The sequence below is a fragment of the Streptococcus mitis genome (assembly GCF_001579035.1).
GTDB lineage: Bacteria > Bacillota > Bacilli > Lactobacillales > Streptococcaceae > Streptococcus > Streptococcus mitis_J.
Genome location: NZ_KQ970285.1, coordinates 227,330 through 243,543, shown reverse-complemented (window position 1 = coordinate 243,543; position 16,214 = coordinate 227,330). Strand labels below are relative to the sequence as shown.

Genomic DNA, 16,214 nt, shown 5'->3' with positions numbered 1-16,214 from the left:
GTTCACTATGAGTGAGATCAAAATTATCAACGCCAAAAAAATCTACCACGATGTCCCTGTTATTGAGAATTTGAACATTACAATTCCAAAAGGAAGTCTCTTTACCCTTCTTGGACCTTCAGGTTGTGGGAAAACGACTCTTCTTCGTATGATTGCAGGTTTCAACAGTATCGAAGGCGGAGAATTTTACTTCGATGATACAAAAATCAATAATATGGAACCCAGCAAACGCAATATCGGGATGGTTTTTCAAAACTACGCTATTTTCCCACATTTGACTGTTCGAGATAATGTTGCTTTTGGTCTTAAGCAAAAGAAGGTTCCAAAAGAAGAATTGATTCAACAGACCAATAAATATCTTGAACTCATGCAAATTGCTCAATATGCGGATCGAAAGCCCGATAAACTCAGTGGTGGACAACAACAACGTGTCGCCTTGGCACGTGCCTTAGCGGTTAATCCAAGTGTTCTCCTCATGGACGAGCCACTTAGTAATCTGGATGCCAAACTTCGCTTGGATATGCGTCAAGCCATTCGAGAAATCCAACACGAAGTAGGAATTACAACTGTTTATGTGACCCACGACCAAGAAGAAGCTATGGCTATTTCAGACCAAATTGCTGTTATGAAAGACGGAGTCATCCAACAAATCGGTCGGCCAAAAGAACTCTATCATAAACCAGCTAATGAGTTTGTAGCAACCTTTATCGGACGCACAAATATTATCCCCGCCACTCTTGAAAAACGGAGCGACGGCGCTTATATCGTATTTTCAGATGGCTATGCCCTTCGAATGCCAGCCCTTGATCATGCTGAGGAGCAAGCCATTCATGTAAGCATTCGTCCTGAAGAGTTTATCAAAGATGAATCTGGAGATATTGAAGGAACTATTAGCGATAGCGTCTATCTTGGACTGAATACTGAATACTTCATCGAAACAGGGTTTGCCTCAAAAATTCAAGTTAGCGAAGAATCAACTTTTGAAGAAGATCTACAAAAAGGCGATCGTATTCGCCTACGAATCAATACTCAAAAATTAAACGTCTTTTCTGCAGATGGTTCACAAAACCTGATAAAAGGAGTCAACCATGGAACGTAAAAAACTAAATATTTGGACAGCCTCCTCTTTCTTCATCTTTCTTACCTATCTTGTCTTTCTCGTTTATCCTATCGTTACCGTGCTCAAGCAAGCACTCATACATGAAGGTCAATTCTCACTAGCTAATTTTGTCACTTTCTTTAGTAAAGCCTACTACTCTGAGACACTTGTTAACAGTTTCAAGGTTTCCATTACCGCTACTGTCACTTCCTTAGTCGTAGGAACCCTATTAGCTTATCTCTTCTCTATGTATGACTTCAAGGGGAAGAAATTTCTACAAATATTGATTATCATTGCTTCCATGTCAGCTCCTTTTGTGGGAGCCTACTCCTGGATTCTCTTACTGGGACGAAACGGGGTCATTACTAAATTCCTGACAAATTCCCTTCATCTTCCAGCTATCGATATTTATGGATTCAAAGGAATTGTACTTGTCTTTACACTGCAACTATTCCCACTGGTATTTCTATACGTTGCTGGGACAATGAAGAGTATTGACAATTCTCTACTTGAAGCAGCTGAAAGTATGGGGTCCTTCGGATTTAAGCGTATCGTAACGGTCATTTTACCTCTCCTCGTTCCAACCTTACTAGCTGCTGCCCTACTTGTATTTATGAGAGCATTCTCAGACTTTGGAACGCCTATGTTGATTGGTGAAGGGTATCGGACTTTCCCCGTCTTGATTTATACCCAATTCATTAGCGAGGTTGGAGGAAATTCTGCTTTTGCATCTGCTTTAGCAATTATGGCGATTATCATTGCCTTGGCAATTTTCCTTATCCAAAAACACATTGCAAATCGCTACAGTTTCAGCATGAATTCGCTCCATCCAATTGAGCCTAAAAAAACTACAAAAGGAAAAATGGCTGCCATTTATGCAACAGTCTACGGAATTATCTTTATCTCTGTTTTACCTCAAATTTACTTGATTTATACTTCTTTTCTAAAAACATCAGGTATGGTATTTGTCAAAGGTTATTCTCTAAACAGTTACAAGGTAGCTTTCAATCGTATGGGCTCTGCTATTTTCAATACCATTCGTATCCCTTTGATTGCCTTAGTTCTAGTTGTTCTATTTGCAACATTTATCTCCTACCTAGCCGTTAGAAAACGGAATTTGTTTACAAACTTAATTGACAGCCTCAGTATGGTTCCTTATATTGTACCAGGAACCGTTCTAGGGATTGCCTTCATTTCTTCCTTCAATACCGGTCTATTTGGAAGTGGATTTCTTATGATTACTGGGACAGCTTTCATCCTGATTATGTCCCTATCTGTCAGAAGATTGCCTTATACTATTCGCTCATCTGTTGCTAGCTTGCAACAAATAGCACCAAGTATTGAAGAAGCCGCTGAAAGCTTAGGAAGTAGCCGTCTCAATACCTTTGCCAAGATTACAACTCCAATGATGCTATCTGGTATTATTTCTGGAGCCATCTTATCTTGGGTCACAATGATTTCAGAACTCTCTACTTCTATCCTCCTCTACAATGTCAAAACAAGAACAATGACTGTAGCCATTTATACAGAAGTTCTCAGAGGAAATTACGGTGTAGCCGCAGCCTTGTCAACTATCCTCACTGTTCTAACAGTAGGTTCCTTGCTCTTGTTCATGAAAATCTCTAAAAGCAACAGCATTACACTTTAGTTTTCCCCCTCAAAAACAGCCGAAAGGATTACCCTCGGCTGTTTTTTCTTATCTTGATATTCTTATCAAATCCCTAGTTCCTAGCAAGCAAGTCTAAACTGATTATACTCAATGAAAATCAAAGAGCAAACTAGGATACTAGCCGCAGGTTGCTCAAAGCACTGCTTTGGGGTTGTAGATAAGACTGACGAAGTCAGCTCAAAACACTGTTTTGAGGTTGTGGATAGAACTGACGAAGTCAGTAACCATATCTACGGCAAGACGACGTTGACACAGTTTGAAGAGATTTTCGAAGAGTATTAAATAGAGGCTTCCTCCATCTTCTCACGTCCTAGTTCTCGGTAACTACGGTCACCAACAACCTCAACGCTAAACTGACCGTCCTCATATTCAAGAATCGTCACGCTACCATTATCGAGACCATGTGGATGCATACCATTGATCAGATAAACAATGGTTCCAATGGTCATTCCATGGCTGACAACGAGAGCATTGCCTCCACCTTGTTCTTCCATTTCTTTGGCAATCGCTTCAAAACCTTCCTTGATTCGGCCACTGAGTTTTTCCCAGCCTTCAGCCCAACCAGCTGTATCGACCTCTACCAAGCCCTCAGCCAGTTCAGCATAAGATAATTGGTGAACATGGTCCACATTAAAGATACGAGGAATAATGCCCATGAAAAGATCACCATCATAAGCTCCATCAAAGCTACCAAAACACCATTCTCTGATCCGCTTGTCCATGCGATAAGGAATTTTTCCCTGCAAGCCAAGCTCGTCAAGGATAATTCCCATTGTCTGAATGGTGCGCCCAGAATCACTCGAATAAGCACGCTCAAACTGCAGACCAGATTCTCGCAAACCGATTCCTAACTCTTGAATCCCTCGTTCACCTTCAGTTGTTAAGGGAGTATCGCTCCAACCTTGCGCGCGACCAATCGTGTTAAACATGGTCTTGCCATGACGTACCAAATACAATCGTACTTTTACCATTTTCCGTCCTCCATTTGCTTCTATTATATCATGGATGATAAAACAAAAGCCACCCAGACAGGCGACTTTTGCAGGAGATTATTATGAAAAAGTTTAGGAGTTCTATTAAATAAAGATATTAGATGAAAATCAAATTCAAACTAAATCAGTGTTATCTGTTTCAAATAATATTAGGAGGTCTTTATTTAATGATTATAGTATACACATCCAACCTTAAATAGAACTTAAAATTTCTCCTATTTTCTTAATTTTTAAAACTATGAATTGGTGCTGGGATTTGTCCTCCACGAGAGATAAAATCAACAGACGAAGCTCCATTGACTTTCATTACTGGAGCTGTACCAAGAAGACCACCAAACTCAATCATATCGCCTTCTTTTCCTTTGGGAATGATACGTACAGCTGTTGTTTTCATGTTAATGACACCAATTGCAGCCTCATCCGCAATCATAGCCGCAATGGTCTCAGCAGGTGTATCTTCTGGGATGGCAATCATATCCAAACCAACAGAACAGATAGCCGTCATGGCCTCCAGTTTTTCTAAATTAAGAGAGCCATTTTGCACTGCCGCAATCATACCCTCATCCTCAGAAACAGGGATAAAGGCACCAGACAAACCACCAACTTGGTTGCAGGCCATCACTCCACCCTTCTTAACTTGGTCATTCAAGAGAGCCAAGGCAGCCGTCGTTCCGTGCGTACCAACTGTTTCTAGCCCCATTTCTTCAAGGACACGTGCCACAGAATCTCCAACCGCAGGAGTTGGTGCCAAACTCAAGTCCACAATACCAAACTCCACACCCAGTCTCTCACTGGCCAACTGACCAACCAATTGACCGATACGAGTGATTTTAAAGGCAGTCTTCTTAACTGTTTCTGCTACTACATCAAAGCTCTGTCCACGAACTTTTTCCAAGGCACGCTTGACCACGCCAGGACCAGAAACTCCGACATTGATGATAACATCTGCTTCCCCAACACCATGGAAGGCACCAGCCATAAATGGATTGTCCTCAACAGCATTAGCGAACACAACCAACTTGGCCGCTCCCATATCTGATAGATTAGCCGTTTCCTTGATAACTCGTCCCATATCCGCCACAGCCGTCATATTGATACCAGACTTGGTTGAGCCGATATTGACTGACGAGCAGACCTTGTCCGTTTCAGCCAGAGCACGAGGAATAGAATTGATGAGAATCTTATCTCCCTTTTGATAACCTTTTTGTACCAAGGCAGAGAAACCACCAATAAAGTCCACACCAATCTCTTTCGCAGCCTTATCAAGCGCTTTTGCCAGAACCACGTAGTCCGTCGCATCTGTCGCTGCCCCAATCAGAGAAATAGGAGTCACCGATACACGCTTATTAACGATTGGAATTCCCAACTCAGCTGCAATTTCATCCCCAACAGCCACTAAATTAGCCGCCTTGGTCGTAATCTTTTGATAAATTTTCTCCGCAGCACGATTGATATCTGGATCGATACAGTCCAAAAGGGAAATTCCCATGGTAATGGTTCTAATATCGAAGTTTTGCTCCTCAATCATGGCGATAGTTTCCGTAACTTGTCTAATATCCATGTGCACCTCCTAGATATTATACATAGCTTCGAAAATCGCTGCACTCTGAATATTGATTTTTACATTCAAAGTTTGTCCAAAAGCTTCAAACTCATTTCGCAGATAAGTAAAATCTTGCTTTTCATCACTAGAGACAACAGCCATCATCGTGAAATATTCATCTAAGACAGTTTGAGAAATATCGTCTATGTTCAAACCCAATTCTGCAATTTTGCCAGAAACACCTGCAACAATTCCAGATTTATCTTTACCAACAACAGTTATAATCGCTTTCATAAGCAAACTCCAATTCTTCTTTTAATAGGAAACCTGAACATTAAACAGGATTCTTTTCAAATAGTATAGCATAATTCTAACGAAAATACTCAAAAACGCCTGCTTACGAAGTTGTTCTTAAGCAAAAAACAATTTCGTAAACAAGCGTCTACTATCCCAACTTATGATGAGTGTTCCCGCTAGGACCGAAATCCTAGCGGTAGACCAGAGCTAGACTAAGAGCACAAGACTCCATCATCATAACACTCAACAAAATTGATGATTTTATACTAATTCGATAATCGCCATTGGCGCTGCATCACCACGACGTGGTTCAGTTTTAAGGATACGAGTGTATCCACCGTTACGTTCAGCATAACGAGGTGCGATTTCTGAGAACAATTTTTGAAGTGCTGTAGTAGAAGTGTACTTATCAGTTGCTTCATCATAGTTTTCAGATGCGATTTCATTACGTACGAAAGCAGCTGCTTGACGACGTGCATGCAAATCACCACGTTTACCTAGAGTAATCATTTTTTCAACAGTTTTACGGATTTCTTTAGCACGAGCTTCAGTTGTCACGATTGATTCGTTGATCAAAAGGTCAGTTGTCAAATCACGAAGCATTGCTTTACGCTGTGAGCTAGTGCGTCCTAGTTTACGGTAAGCCATTTATTCCTCCTTTATTTATCTTTTAATCCAAGACCCAAATCAATGAGTTTGAGTTTCACTTCTTCCAAACTCTTGCGTCCAAGATTTCGTACTTTCATCATCTCTGCTTCAGATTTTTCTGTCAAATCATGCACAGTATTGATACCGGCACGTTTTAAACAGTTGTATGAACGCACAGACAAGTCCAGTTCCTCAATCGTACGATCCAAAATACGGTCGTCAGATTCAGTATCAGCTTCTTTCATCACTTCAGTTGACTTAGCAATCTCAGTAAGATTTGTAAACAAATCAAGATGTTCTGTCAAAATACGTGCTGAAAGCCCTAAAGCATCTTCTGGAATAATTGTTCCATTTGTCAAGATTTCAAGGGTTAATTTGTCAAATCCATCATTGCTACCTACACGAGCAGGTTCCACTTGATAGTTGACTTTTGTAACTGGTGTATAAATAGAATCTACAGCAAGTGTTCCAACTGGTGCATTATCTTTTTTATTTTCATCAGCAGGTACATATCCACGACCACTGTTAACAGTCATAGTCGCTTTTAGGGAAGAACCTTCACCGATTGTAAAGAGATAATGATCTGGATTTACAATTTCAATATCGCTATCTGTCAAAATGTCACCAGCTGTTACTTCAGCAGGACCTTCAACATCTAGTTCGATGATTTTTTCGTCTTCAACGTACGATTTCACTGCAATTCCTTTAATGTTCAGAATGATTTGCATCACGTCTTCACGAACACCTGGAACTGTGTCAAACTCATGTAACACACCATCAATATTGATAGATGTCACAGCTGCTCCTGGTAGAGAAGCTAGAAGTACACGACGAAGAGAGTTACCAAGAGTTGTACCGTAGCCACGTTCAAGTGGTTCAATTACAAACTTGCCATAATCTTTATTTTCATCAATTTTTGTTATATTTGGTTTTTCAAACTCGATCATTTAGTTACTCCCTCTTAAACGAAAAGCAGTGTAATGCGATGATTATACACGGCGACGTTTTGGAGGACGAGCACCATTGTGTGGCACTGGAGTCACATCACGAATTGCTGTTACTTCAAGACCAGCGGCAGCAAGCGCACGAATAGCTGACTCACGACCAGAACCTGGACCTTTTACAGTAACTTCAACTGATTTAAGACCGTGTTCTTGTGCAGATTTAGCAGCAGCTTCAGAAGCCATTTGAGCAGCGAATGGTGTAGATTTACGAGAACCTTTGAAACCAAGAGCACCAGCTGATGACCAAGCAATTGCATTACCATGCACATCAGTAATCATAACAATAGTGTTATTAAATGTAGCGTGAATATGAGCAATACCAGATTCGATATTCTTTTTCACACGACGTTTACGTGTTGGTTTAGCCAAGACTTTTACCTCCTATATTATTTTTTCTTACCAGCAATCGCAACAGCTTTACCTTTACGAGTGCGAGCGTTGTTTTTAGTGTTTTGTCCACGGACAGGAAGTCCACGACGGTGACGGATACCACGGTATGAACCGATTTCCATCAAACGTTTAATATTCAAGTTTACTTCACGACGAAGGTCACCTTCAACTTTGATTGCATCCACTTCACGACGGATAGCATCTTCTTGATCTGATGTAAGATCACGTACACGAACATCTTCTGAGATTCCAGCAGCAGCCAAAATTTTCTTAGATGTTGCAAGTCCGATACCATAAACATAAGTCAATGAGATTACTACGCGTTTGTCATTTGGAATGTCAACTCCAGCAATACGAGCCATGTTTTCTCCTTTCTATCTTATCCTTGACGTTGTTTGTGTTTTGGATTTGCTGGGCAAATTACCATAACACGACCATTACGACGAATAACTTTACAGTATTCGCAAATTGGTTTGACCGATGGTCTTACTTTCATTTCTTATCCCTCCAAGTTTTTCGATTATTTAAAGCGGTAAGTGATACGTCCACGTGTCAAGTCATATGGACTCATTTCGACAGTAACACGATCTCCCGCTAAAATACGAATATAGTTTTTACGAATTTTACCAGAAACTGTTGCTAAAATCTGATGTCCATTTTCAAGTTCAACCGTAAACATTGCATTCGGCATTGTATCAACTACTTTGCCTTCAACTTCAATCACATCGTCTTTTGCCACGCAAAAGCACCTCCATAAATTTCGATTCGATGCCTCTAGACACAGAGACAACAATTATAAGTCAGACTATCTCAGTATAACATTTATAGCGAATTTTTGCAAGTGTGAAAAACGCTTTATTTCAAATTTGTCAATACTTTTTTGATATCTGAAAAGACATCATTGATATCTTGATTACCTTCGATGTCGTGAACCAAACCTTTGGCACGGTAGTGAGCAATGATTGGTTCCCCTTGAGCAATATTAACGTCCAAACGACGTTTTACTGTCTCAGGTTTATCATCTTCACGTTGGTAATAATCTTCTTCTTTATAGTCAACTGGTGGGTTAAAGATCTTGTGGAAAGTTTCTCCAGTTACGCGGTGGATAATACGACCACTCAAACGTTCCAAAAGGCTGTCAGGATTTACTTCAATGTTGATAACACCTTCTAGTTCAATGCCAAGTTCAGCCAATGTTTTGTCCAAGGCATGAGCTTGTTCGATTGTACGTGGGTAACCATCCAACAAGAATCCTGTTTCTTTAATATCATCTTGTGAAAGACGTTCTTTTACGATCCCATTTGTAACTTCATCAGGAACCAATTCACCCTTGTCAATATATAACTTAGCAAGAACACCCATTTCAGTTTGATTTGCCATTGCAGCGCGGAACATATCACCTGTTGAGATATGTGCAACATGGAATTGTTCTACGATTTTCGCTGCTTGAGTTCCCTTACCTGCACCCGGTAAGCCCATAATCAAAAGATTCATGATCTGATCTCCTTATTTTATTTTTAAATAGAAGTAAAAAATCTTTTCACCCCTATTTAAAAACAAAATAGAAGAGGGGAGACCAAACTCTCACAAATGTTAGAGTTTAAACCTCCACTCCCTCAGTATTTACTGATTCCGTAAATACTTTTATTCTGTTCTGTCCATGAAACCAACATACTTACGTTTCAATAGGTAACCTTCCAATTGCTTGATTCCTTCGATACCAGTAGAGATAATGATCAAGAGACTTGTTCCACCAAAGGCAACAACATCAGAAAGACCAAATACATCTTTAGCTGCAATCGGCAAAATGGAAATCACACCAAGGAAGAGGGAACCAACAGTTGCAAGACGACGAAGAAGTTTAGACATATATTCTTCTGTACCTTTACCAGGACGAACTCCATGGATATAGGCACCGCTCTTTTGTAGGTTCTCTGCCGCTTTTTCAGGATTAATCTGTACAAACGTATAGAAGAATGTAAAGAGAATAATCAACAAAGCATACATGGCAATACCAGTTGGAGAAGTGGTTGCCAACATCTCTTGTGCTACCCTTACCCAAGCCCAATCATGACCTGTAGCGCTCAAAAATTGAAGAATCGCCGCAGGCGCTGCAGTAATGGAACTGGCAAAGATAACAGGGATAACTCCAGCAGGGTTTACCTTCAATGGAAGGTAAGAGCTAGATGGAGCACCTTGTGCAACCTTAGTATATTGGATTGGAATTTTGTATTCTGCTTGTTGAACATAAGTTGTAAAGTAAATAATCAACAATACAGTAATAATCAAAATGATTACGAAAATGATAGATGAAGTGATACGGCTACTTGGGACGTTCACAAAGTAGTCTACATAGATGCCTTGAATCATCTCTGGAATTGAGGCAACAATCCCGGCAAAGATAATCATGGAAACACCATTTCCGTATCCCTTATCTGTAATTTGCTCACCCAACCAAGTGACAATCATACTACCAGCTGTTAAGATGATACCAATCGTCAGAAAAACTTGTGGAGTTAAAGCAGTTTTAATCAATTGAGCTCCAGCCAAGGTATTAAAACCAGCTGTAATCCCGATAGATTGCACAAAAGCGAGAACTAGAGCAATATAACGAGTAGCTTGATTCAATTTTCTTCGGCCTACTTCCCCTTGTTTTCCCCACTCTACAAACTTGGGTAAAATATCCATTTGCAAGAGTTGGACAACGATAGAAGCGGTGATATAGGGACTAACTCCTAGGGCAAAAATCGAAAAGTTTTTTAGGGCATTCCCCGACACCAAGCTCAACATGTTTAAGAAGGATAATCCACTTAAAGCATTCAAGCTATTGGCATTCACACCAGGAACTGTAATGCTAGTTCCGATACGAAAGACCAAAACGATAAAAATTGTAAATAAAATTTTTGATCGAACCTGCTTGACTTTAAGAGCTTCTCTTAATAATTTAAAAAACATAGGTCACCTCTCTTAGATGACTTCTACTGAACCACCTTTAGCAGTGATAGCTTCTTCAGCTGATTTAGAGAATTTAGCTGCTTTCACAGTCAATTTCTTAGTCAACTCACCGTTACCAAGAATTTTAATACCTGATTTTTCAGCTTTAACAATTCCTGCTTCGATAAGAACAACTGGAGTAACTTCAGCACCATCTTCAAAGACGTTCAATTGGTCAAGGTTCACAATTGCGTATTCTTTAGCGTTGATGTTAGTGAATCCACGTTTTGGAAGACGACGGAACAATGGAGTTTGTCCACCTTCAAAACCAAGGCGAACTCCGCCACCGCTACGAGATTTTTGACCTTTTTGACCACGACCAGATGTTTTACCGTTACCTGATGAAGTACCACGACCAACGCGGTTACGTACTTTACGAGAACCTTCTGCAGGTTTCAATTCATGAAGTTTCATTTTTATTTTCTCCTCTTTTGTAAAATGCTAGCGCCGATAAGGGAGAAAAGGTTGTCTCCCCCACTCAACTCGCCTATACGACGTCATCATAGATGACTATATCTAGTTTTAGGGGATGGTATAGTGCACATCCCCTAAAAATTCATTAGTTTACTTCTTCAACTGTTACCAAGTGAGATACTGCAGTGATCATACCACGGATAGCAGCGTTATCTTCTTTAATAACAGAGCTGTTCAATTTGCCAAGTCCAAGTGCTACAACAGTTTTACGTTGTGATGGAATGCGTCCGATTGGAGACTTAGTCAAAGTAATTTTAATTTGAGCCATTTTATCCCCTTTCTTATGCCAAATCAGAAACTGAAATACCACGAAGGGCAGCAACTTCTTCAGCGCGTTTCAATTGTTTCAAACCTTCAACAGTTGCACGAACAATGTTGATTGGAGTGTTAGAACCAAGTGATTTAGATGTAATATCTGCCACACCTGCCAATTCCACAACGGCACGAACTGCACCACCAGCGGCAACCCCAGAACCTTCTACAGCAGGTTTCAACAATACTTTAGCTCCACCGAATTCTGAAAGAACTTCGTGTGGGATTGTTGTTCCAACCATAGGAACTTCGATCAAGTTTTTCTTAGCATCATCTACTGCTTTACGGATTGCTTCTGGAACTTCTTGAGCTTTACCAGTACCAAATCCTACGCGACCGTTGTGGTCACCAACAACAACAAGAGCTGCGAAACGAAGACGACGTCCACCTTTAACAACTTTAGTAACACGGTTGACAGCAACTACGCGTTCTTCTAATTCAACTGCATTGTCTTTAAATGCCATTTTCTAGTGTCCTCCTATTAGAATTTCAATCCGTTTTCACGAGCTGCATCAGCCAAAGCTTTCACACGTCCGTGATATAGATATCCACCGCGGTCGAACACCACTTCTGAAATACCTTTAGCGTTTGCACGTTCTGCAACGAGTTTACCGACAGCAACGGCTTGTTCAGTTTTAGTTCCTTTTGAAACTTCTTTGTCAAGAGTTGAAGCACTTGCGAGCGTTACACCCGCTACGTCATCAATCACTTGAGCGTAGATGCCTGTATTAGAACGGAATACGTTCAAACGTGGGCGATCAGCAGTTCCAGAGAGTTTTCCGCGAACGCGACGGTGGCGTTTTTGGCGGAGTTTGTTTTTATCTGGTTTTGAAATCACAGTTTTCACCTCTTTAGTTTTAAATCGTGTGCTATGCACAAAGTTGGAAAATAGGTTGGTGGTTGAGAATCAACCACTCAACATTATTTACCTGTTTTACCTTCTTTACGGCGAACAAATTCACCAACGTAACGGATACCTTTACCTTTATATGGTTCTGGTGAACGAAGGCTACGTACGTAAGCAGCTGTTTGACCAACTACTTCTTTTGAAATTCCGCTAACAACGATTGTTGTTGGGTTTGGAAGTTCAAAAGTAATTCCTTCTGGAGCTTCAACTTCATCTGGATGAGATTTACCAACAGCCAAAACAAGTTTAGATCCTTGAAGTTGTGCACGGTAACCAACCCCGCGCATTTCAAGTTCTTTCTTGAATCCTTCTGATACACCAACAACCATGTTGTTCAAAAGGGCACGAGTAGTTCCGTGGATAGTTTTCATTTCTTTTGAATCGTTTGGACGGTGAAGAGTTACTTCAGTACCTTCCACACGGATTTCAATATCTTTTGAGAACTCACGAGTAAGTTCTCCTTTAGGTCCTTTTACAGTTACAAGGTTGTCATTGTTAGTGAGTTCAACACCAGCAGGCAACACGATAACTTTATTACCAATACGTGACATATTTATTTTCTCCTGTTAAATTGTCAGGCCAGAATGGCCAGTTTTCACGGGGTTAAATCGATTTCTCGATTTAAAGGAACATTTAGTTTTCAATTTCAAAGTGAATCTAGGCATCGTCTCGCAGGCATAACTTTAGGTTAGGCAAGAGACGATAACGAAGAGTCACAAAGAAATTGGGAGCTAAATATTACCAAACGTAAGCGATAACCTCACCACCAACATTCTTTTGGCGTGCTTCTTTATCAGTAAGCAAACCTTCAGAAGTTGAAAGGATAGCAATTCCAAGTCCGTTAAGAACTTTTGGAAGGTCTTCACGTTTTTTGTAGACACGAAGTCCTGGTTTAGAAACACGTTTCAAGTTAGTGATAACTTTTTCACCGTTTGGTCCGTATTTAAGGAATACACGGATGATGCCTTGTTTGTCATCTTCGATGATTTCAACGTTTTTTACAAAACCTTCGCGTTTAAGGATTTCAGCAATCCCTTTTTTGATGTTTGATGCAGGTACTTCAAGTACTTCGTGTTTAGCTTGGTTAGCGTTACGAATACGAGTTAGGAAGTCTGCGATTGGGTCAGTCATAACCATTTTGTTTTTCTCCTCTTACTAGTAGTTTGCAAGTTGCACTTGCTAGTTAATACATGATACAAAGAGCGTAACAGCAAGAGCGAAAATAGGCAATTTGATGCAGGAGCGATGCTCCAAAGCAAATTGGTCTTTTTTGCCAAAGCTGTAGCTCGTGTTCAAATTGGCAAGCCCAACTGAACCCGGGCTAAACTCTGTGTGAAAAAGATAAACTTTCCTAGAAACTTCAGTTTCTTCGTCAAGTTTCCTATTTTCACTTAGAGTTTTGACGCCCTTGATATCTTAAATTACCAAGATGCTTTTGTTACACCAGGGATTTGTCCTTTGTAAGCTAATTCACGGAAGCAAACACGGCAAAGTTTAAATTTGCGGTAAACTGAATGTGGACGGCCACATTTTTCACAACGAGTATAAGCTTGAGTAGAGAACTTCGCTGGACGTTTGTTCTTAGCAATCATTGATTTTTTAGCCATTAGATTTACCTCCTATATTATTTTGCAAAAGGCATTCCAAGGCCTGTAAGCAATGCACGTGACTCTTCGTCAGTGTTAGCAGTTGTTACGATAACGATGTCAAGACCACGAGTTTTGTCAACGTCATCGAAGTTGATTTCTGGGAAGATCAATTGTTCTTTCACACCAAGTGTGTAGTTTCCGCGTCCATCAAATGATTTTGTAGGAACACCGTGGAAGTCACGTACACGTGGAAGTGAAACTGAAACCAATTTATCCAAGAATTCGTACATACGTTCACCACGAAGGGTAACTTTTGCACCGATCGCAACACCTTCACGAAGACGGAAGCCGGCGATTGATTTTTTAGCTTTAGTGATAAGTGGTTTTTGACCTGAGATAAGTGCCAATTCTTCAGCAGCTTTTTCAAGGCTTTTAGCGTTTGATACAGCTTCACCAACACCCATGTTCAAAACGATCTTATCTACTTTAGGCACAGCCATCACTGATGAGTAGTTAAATTGTTCTGTCAAAGCAGGAACTACTTCATTAAGATATTTTTCTTTTAAACGATTTGCCATTATACTTCTCCTTTCCTTCGTGATTAATCAAGCACTTCGCCTGATTTTTTGTTGTAGCGAACTTTTTTACCGTCTACAAATTTGTAACCAACACGACCAGCTACACCATTTTTGTCCAAAACTTGAACGTTTGATACGTGGATAGCTGCTTCTTTCTCGATGATACCACCTTGAGGAAGCTCGTTAGTTGGACGTTGGTGTTTCTTAACGATGTTAACACCTTCAACGATAACTTTGTTTACTTTTGGAAGGGCAGTAAGGACAACAGCTTCTGTTCCCTTATCTTTACCAGCGATTACGCGAACTTTGTCGCCTTTTTTTACAAACATTAGGTTTCTCCTTGATTTTTCTTACGCCCATAAGGGCACCCTGGAGGTAAATCCAGGGGACTAGTTTGTTTCTAAAAATTAAAGTACTTCTGGAGCAAGTGACACGATCTTCATGAAGCCACCTTCACGCAATTCACGTGCAACTGGGCCAAAGATACGTGTTCCGCGAGGAGTTTTGTCTTCACGGATGATAACTGCTGCGTTTTCGTCAAATTTGATGTATGAACCATCAGCACGACGAGCACCTGATTTAGTACGAACGATAACTGCTTTAACAACGTCACCTTTTTTAACCGCACCACCAGGAGTAGCTTGTTTTACAGATGCCACGATAACATCACCGATGTTTGCAAATTTACGTCCTGAACCACCAAGAACTTTGATAGTCAAGATTTCGCGAGCACCGCTGTTGTCTGCGACTTTCAAACGAGTTTCTGTTTGAATCATTTCAGTTTTCTCCTTTCAGGTTTGATTAGATGATGACCGCTTCTTCAACAACTTCTACAAGACGGAAACGTTTTGTAGCTGAAAGCGGACGAGTTTCCATGATACGTACGATATCGCCTTCTTTGGCAACATTGTTTTCATCATGAGCTTTGTATTTTTTAGAGTAGTTAATACGTTTACCATAGACTGGGTGGTTACGTTTTGTTTCAACTACAACTGTGATTGTCTTGTCCATTTTGTCAGATACAACACGTCCAACAAGAACTTTACGATTATTGCGTTCCATTGAAATTTCTCCTTCCCTAGTCTATTATTTCGCTTCAGATTGAACTGTTTTGATACGAGCGATTTGTTTTTTAACTTCTTTCAAGCGAGCTGTTTGTTCCAATTGACCAGTAGCAGCTTGGAAACGAAGTTCAAACAATTCTTTTTTCAATTCGTTTTCGCGCTTCGCGAGTTCTTCTTGAGAAAGACCACGAAGTTCTTTAACAAATTCTTTTACTTCATTAAGTTTCATGCCTTCTCCTTATTCTGCTTCACGTTTTACGAATTTACATTTAACTGGCAATTTGTGGCTAGCAAGACGAAGCGCTTCGCGTGCAATCTCTTCAGATACACCAGCAATCTCGAACATCACTTTACCACGTTTAACTGGTGCTACCCAACCTTCAGGTGCCCCTTTACCAGATCCCATACGCACACCGATAGCTTTAGCAGTGTATGATTTGTGTGGGAAGATTTTAATCCAAACTTTACCACCACGTTTCATGTAACGAGTCATGGCGATACGAGCAGCTTCGATTTGGCGGTTAGTGATCCAGTGGCTAGTTGTAGCTTGAAGACCGTATTCACCGAATGCTACTTCTTTTCCACCTTTTGCTTCACCGCGCATTTTTCCACGGAATTCACGACGGTGTTTAACACGTTTAGGTACTAACATTG

Annotated in this window: 27 protein-coding genes; 3 read left to right on the top strand and 24 right to left on the bottom strand. The window is 40.4% G+C overall.

Annotation, left to right across the window (positions count from 1 at the left end):
* The first annotated feature begins 7 nt into the window (after positions 1-7).
* The 3 genes from SMIDD26_RS01220 (at position 8) to SMIDD26_RS12485 (ending at position 3,050) form a co-directional block, all read left to right on the top strand.
* Positions 8-1,099, top strand: a complete 1,092-nt coding sequence (locus SMIDD26_RS01220; protein ID WP_061438662.1) for an ABC transporter ATP-binding protein — start codon at positions 8-10, stop codon at positions 1,097-1,099.
* Positions 1,089-2,747, top strand: a complete 1,659-nt coding sequence (locus SMIDD26_RS01215) for an ABC transporter permease (protein WP_061438661.1) — start codon at positions 1,089-1,091, stop codon at positions 2,745-2,747. Before SMIDD26_RS01220 ends, SMIDD26_RS01215 begins: the two co-directional genes overlap by 11 nt.
* A gap of 111 nt (positions 2,748-2,858) precedes the next feature.
* A complete protein-coding gene (locus SMIDD26_RS12485; RefSeq protein WP_061438660.1) occupies positions 2,859-3,050 on the top strand; it encodes a hypothetical protein in 192 nt (63 codons plus the stop codon).
* Here the strand turns inward: SMIDD26_RS12485 and SMIDD26_RS01205 are convergent.
* The 24 genes from SMIDD26_RS01205 to rplP form a co-directional block, all read right to left on the bottom strand.
* Positions 3,047-3,739 (bottom strand): histidine phosphatase family protein, encoded by a 693-nt coding sequence (locus SMIDD26_RS01205; RefSeq protein ID WP_050261297.1) that lies wholly within the window; start codon positions 3,737-3,739, stop codon positions 3,047-3,049. The genes SMIDD26_RS12485 and SMIDD26_RS01205 overlap by 4 nt on opposite strands.
* A 244-nt stretch (positions 3,740-3,983) precedes the next feature.
* The gene (locus SMIDD26_RS01200; RefSeq protein WP_061438659.1) at positions 3,984-5,321 is read right to left on the bottom strand and encodes a PFL family protein; all 1,338 of its coding nucleotides are present in this window, start codon (positions 5,319-5,321) and stop codon (positions 3,984-3,986) included.
* 9 nt (positions 5,322-5,330) lie between these two features.
* Positions 5,331-5,597, bottom strand: a complete 267-nt coding sequence (locus SMIDD26_RS01195; protein ID WP_000644124.1) for an ACT domain-containing protein — start codon at positions 5,595-5,597, stop codon at positions 5,331-5,333.
* 264 nt (positions 5,598-5,861) lie between these two features.
* Positions 5,862-6,248 (bottom strand): 50S ribosomal protein L17, encoded by a 387-nt coding sequence (rplQ, locus tag SMIDD26_RS01190; RefSeq protein ID WP_000331493.1) that lies wholly within the window; start codon positions 6,246-6,248, stop codon positions 5,862-5,864.
* An 11-nt stretch (positions 6,249-6,259) separates the two neighbouring features.
* A complete protein-coding gene (locus SMIDD26_RS01185; RefSeq protein WP_000568988.1) occupies positions 6,260-7,195 on the bottom strand; it encodes a DNA-directed RNA polymerase subunit alpha in 936 nt (311 codons plus the stop codon).
* A 42-nt stretch (positions 7,196-7,237) separates the two neighbouring features.
* Positions 7,238-7,621, bottom strand: a complete 384-nt coding sequence (rpsK, locus tag SMIDD26_RS01180) for a 30S ribosomal protein S11 (RefSeq protein ID WP_001118385.1) — start codon at positions 7,619-7,621, stop codon at positions 7,238-7,240.
* Between the two features lie 17 nt (positions 7,622-7,638).
* Complete coding sequence (gene rpsM / locus SMIDD26_RS01175; protein ID WP_000090781.1) at positions 7,639-8,004, bottom strand: 30S ribosomal protein S13; 366 nt, start codon at positions 8,002-8,004, stop codon at positions 7,639-7,641.
* A gap of 17 nt (positions 8,005-8,021) precedes the next feature.
* Positions 8,022-8,138, bottom strand: coding sequence for a 50S ribosomal protein L36 (gene rpmJ / locus SMIDD26_RS01170; protein WP_001808836.1), 117 nt, complete (start codon positions 8,136-8,138; stop codon positions 8,022-8,024).
* Between the two features lie 24 nt (positions 8,139-8,162).
* Positions 8,163-8,381, bottom strand: coding sequence for a translation initiation factor IF-1 (gene infA, locus SMIDD26_RS01165; RefSeq protein WP_001029883.1), 219 nt, complete (start codon positions 8,379-8,381; stop codon positions 8,163-8,165).
* A 116-nt stretch (positions 8,382-8,497) separates the two neighbouring features.
* Complete coding sequence (locus tag SMIDD26_RS01160) at positions 8,498-9,136, bottom strand: adenylate kinase (RefSeq protein ID WP_061438658.1); 639 nt, start codon at positions 9,134-9,136, stop codon at positions 8,498-8,500.
* A gap of 150 nt (positions 9,137-9,286) precedes the next feature.
* Positions 9,287-10,597, bottom strand: coding sequence for a preprotein translocase subunit SecY (secY, locus tag SMIDD26_RS01155; protein WP_049511466.1), 1,311 nt, complete (start codon positions 10,595-10,597; stop codon positions 9,287-9,289).
* Positions 10,598-10,609: 12 nt separating this feature from the next.
* The gene (rplO, locus tag SMIDD26_RS01150) at positions 10,610-11,050 is read right to left on the bottom strand and encodes a 50S ribosomal protein L15 (protein WP_061438657.1); all 441 of its coding nucleotides are present in this window, start codon (positions 11,048-11,050) and stop codon (positions 10,610-10,612) included.
* 145 nt (positions 11,051-11,195) lie between these two features.
* On the bottom strand, positions 11,196-11,378 hold the full coding sequence (gene rpmD / locus SMIDD26_RS01145; RefSeq protein WP_000057241.1) for a 50S ribosomal protein L30: 183 nt from the start codon (positions 11,376-11,378) through the stop codon (positions 11,196-11,198).
* 13 nt (positions 11,379-11,391) lie between these two features.
* Positions 11,392-11,886: a 30S ribosomal protein S5 gene (rpsE, locus tag SMIDD26_RS01140; RefSeq protein WP_000874202.1), complete on the bottom strand. Its 495-nt coding sequence runs from the start codon at positions 11,884-11,886 to the stop codon at positions 11,392-11,394.
* Positions 11,887-11,903: 17 nt separating this feature from the next.
* Positions 11,904-12,260 carry a 50S ribosomal protein L18 gene (gene rplR / locus SMIDD26_RS01135; RefSeq protein WP_000624044.1) on the bottom strand — a complete coding sequence of 119 codons (357 nt, stop codon included), beginning with the start codon at positions 12,258-12,260 and terminating at the stop codon, positions 11,904-11,906.
* Between the two features lie 83 nt (positions 12,261-12,343).
* A complete protein-coding gene (gene rplF / locus SMIDD26_RS01130; protein ID WP_000086635.1) occupies positions 12,344-12,880 on the bottom strand; it encodes a 50S ribosomal protein L6 in 537 nt (178 codons plus the stop codon).
* Between the two features lie 187 nt (positions 12,881-13,067).
* Positions 13,068-13,466, bottom strand: coding sequence for a 30S ribosomal protein S8 (gene rpsH, locus SMIDD26_RS01125; protein ID WP_000245504.1), 399 nt, complete (start codon positions 13,464-13,466; stop codon positions 13,068-13,070).
* A gap of 284 nt (positions 13,467-13,750) precedes the next feature.
* Complete coding sequence (locus SMIDD26_RS01120) at positions 13,751-13,936, bottom strand: type Z 30S ribosomal protein S14 (protein WP_001085697.1); 186 nt, start codon at positions 13,934-13,936, stop codon at positions 13,751-13,753.
* Between the two features lie 17 nt (positions 13,937-13,953).
* Positions 13,954-14,496, bottom strand: a complete 543-nt coding sequence (gene rplE, locus SMIDD26_RS01115; RefSeq protein WP_000013542.1) for a 50S ribosomal protein L5 — start codon at positions 14,494-14,496, stop codon at positions 13,954-13,956.
* Positions 14,497-14,519: 23 nt separating this feature from the next.
* Positions 14,520-14,825, bottom strand: a complete 306-nt coding sequence (gene rplX, locus SMIDD26_RS01110; RefSeq protein ID WP_000497691.1) for a 50S ribosomal protein L24 — start codon at positions 14,823-14,825, stop codon at positions 14,520-14,522.
* 78 nt (positions 14,826-14,903) lie between these two features.
* The gene (gene rplN / locus SMIDD26_RS01105) at positions 14,904-15,272 is read right to left on the bottom strand and encodes a 50S ribosomal protein L14 (protein ID WP_000616545.1); all 369 of its coding nucleotides are present in this window, start codon (positions 15,270-15,272) and stop codon (positions 14,904-14,906) included.
* Between the two features lie 25 nt (positions 15,273-15,297).
* Positions 15,298-15,558: a 30S ribosomal protein S17 gene (gene rpsQ, locus SMIDD26_RS01100; RefSeq protein ID WP_000440801.1), complete on the bottom strand. Its 261-nt coding sequence runs from the start codon at positions 15,556-15,558 to the stop codon at positions 15,298-15,300.
* A gap of 24 nt (positions 15,559-15,582) precedes the next feature.
* Entirely contained in the window at positions 15,583-15,789 is a 207-nt protein-coding gene (gene rpmC, locus SMIDD26_RS01095; protein WP_000772918.1) for a 50S ribosomal protein L29, read from the bottom strand.
* Positions 15,790-15,798: 9 nt separating this feature from the next.
* Entirely contained in the window at positions 15,799-16,212 is a 414-nt protein-coding gene (gene rplP / locus SMIDD26_RS01090) for a 50S ribosomal protein L16 (RefSeq protein WP_000960946.1), read from the bottom strand.
* Positions 16,213-16,214 lie beyond the last annotated feature (2 nt).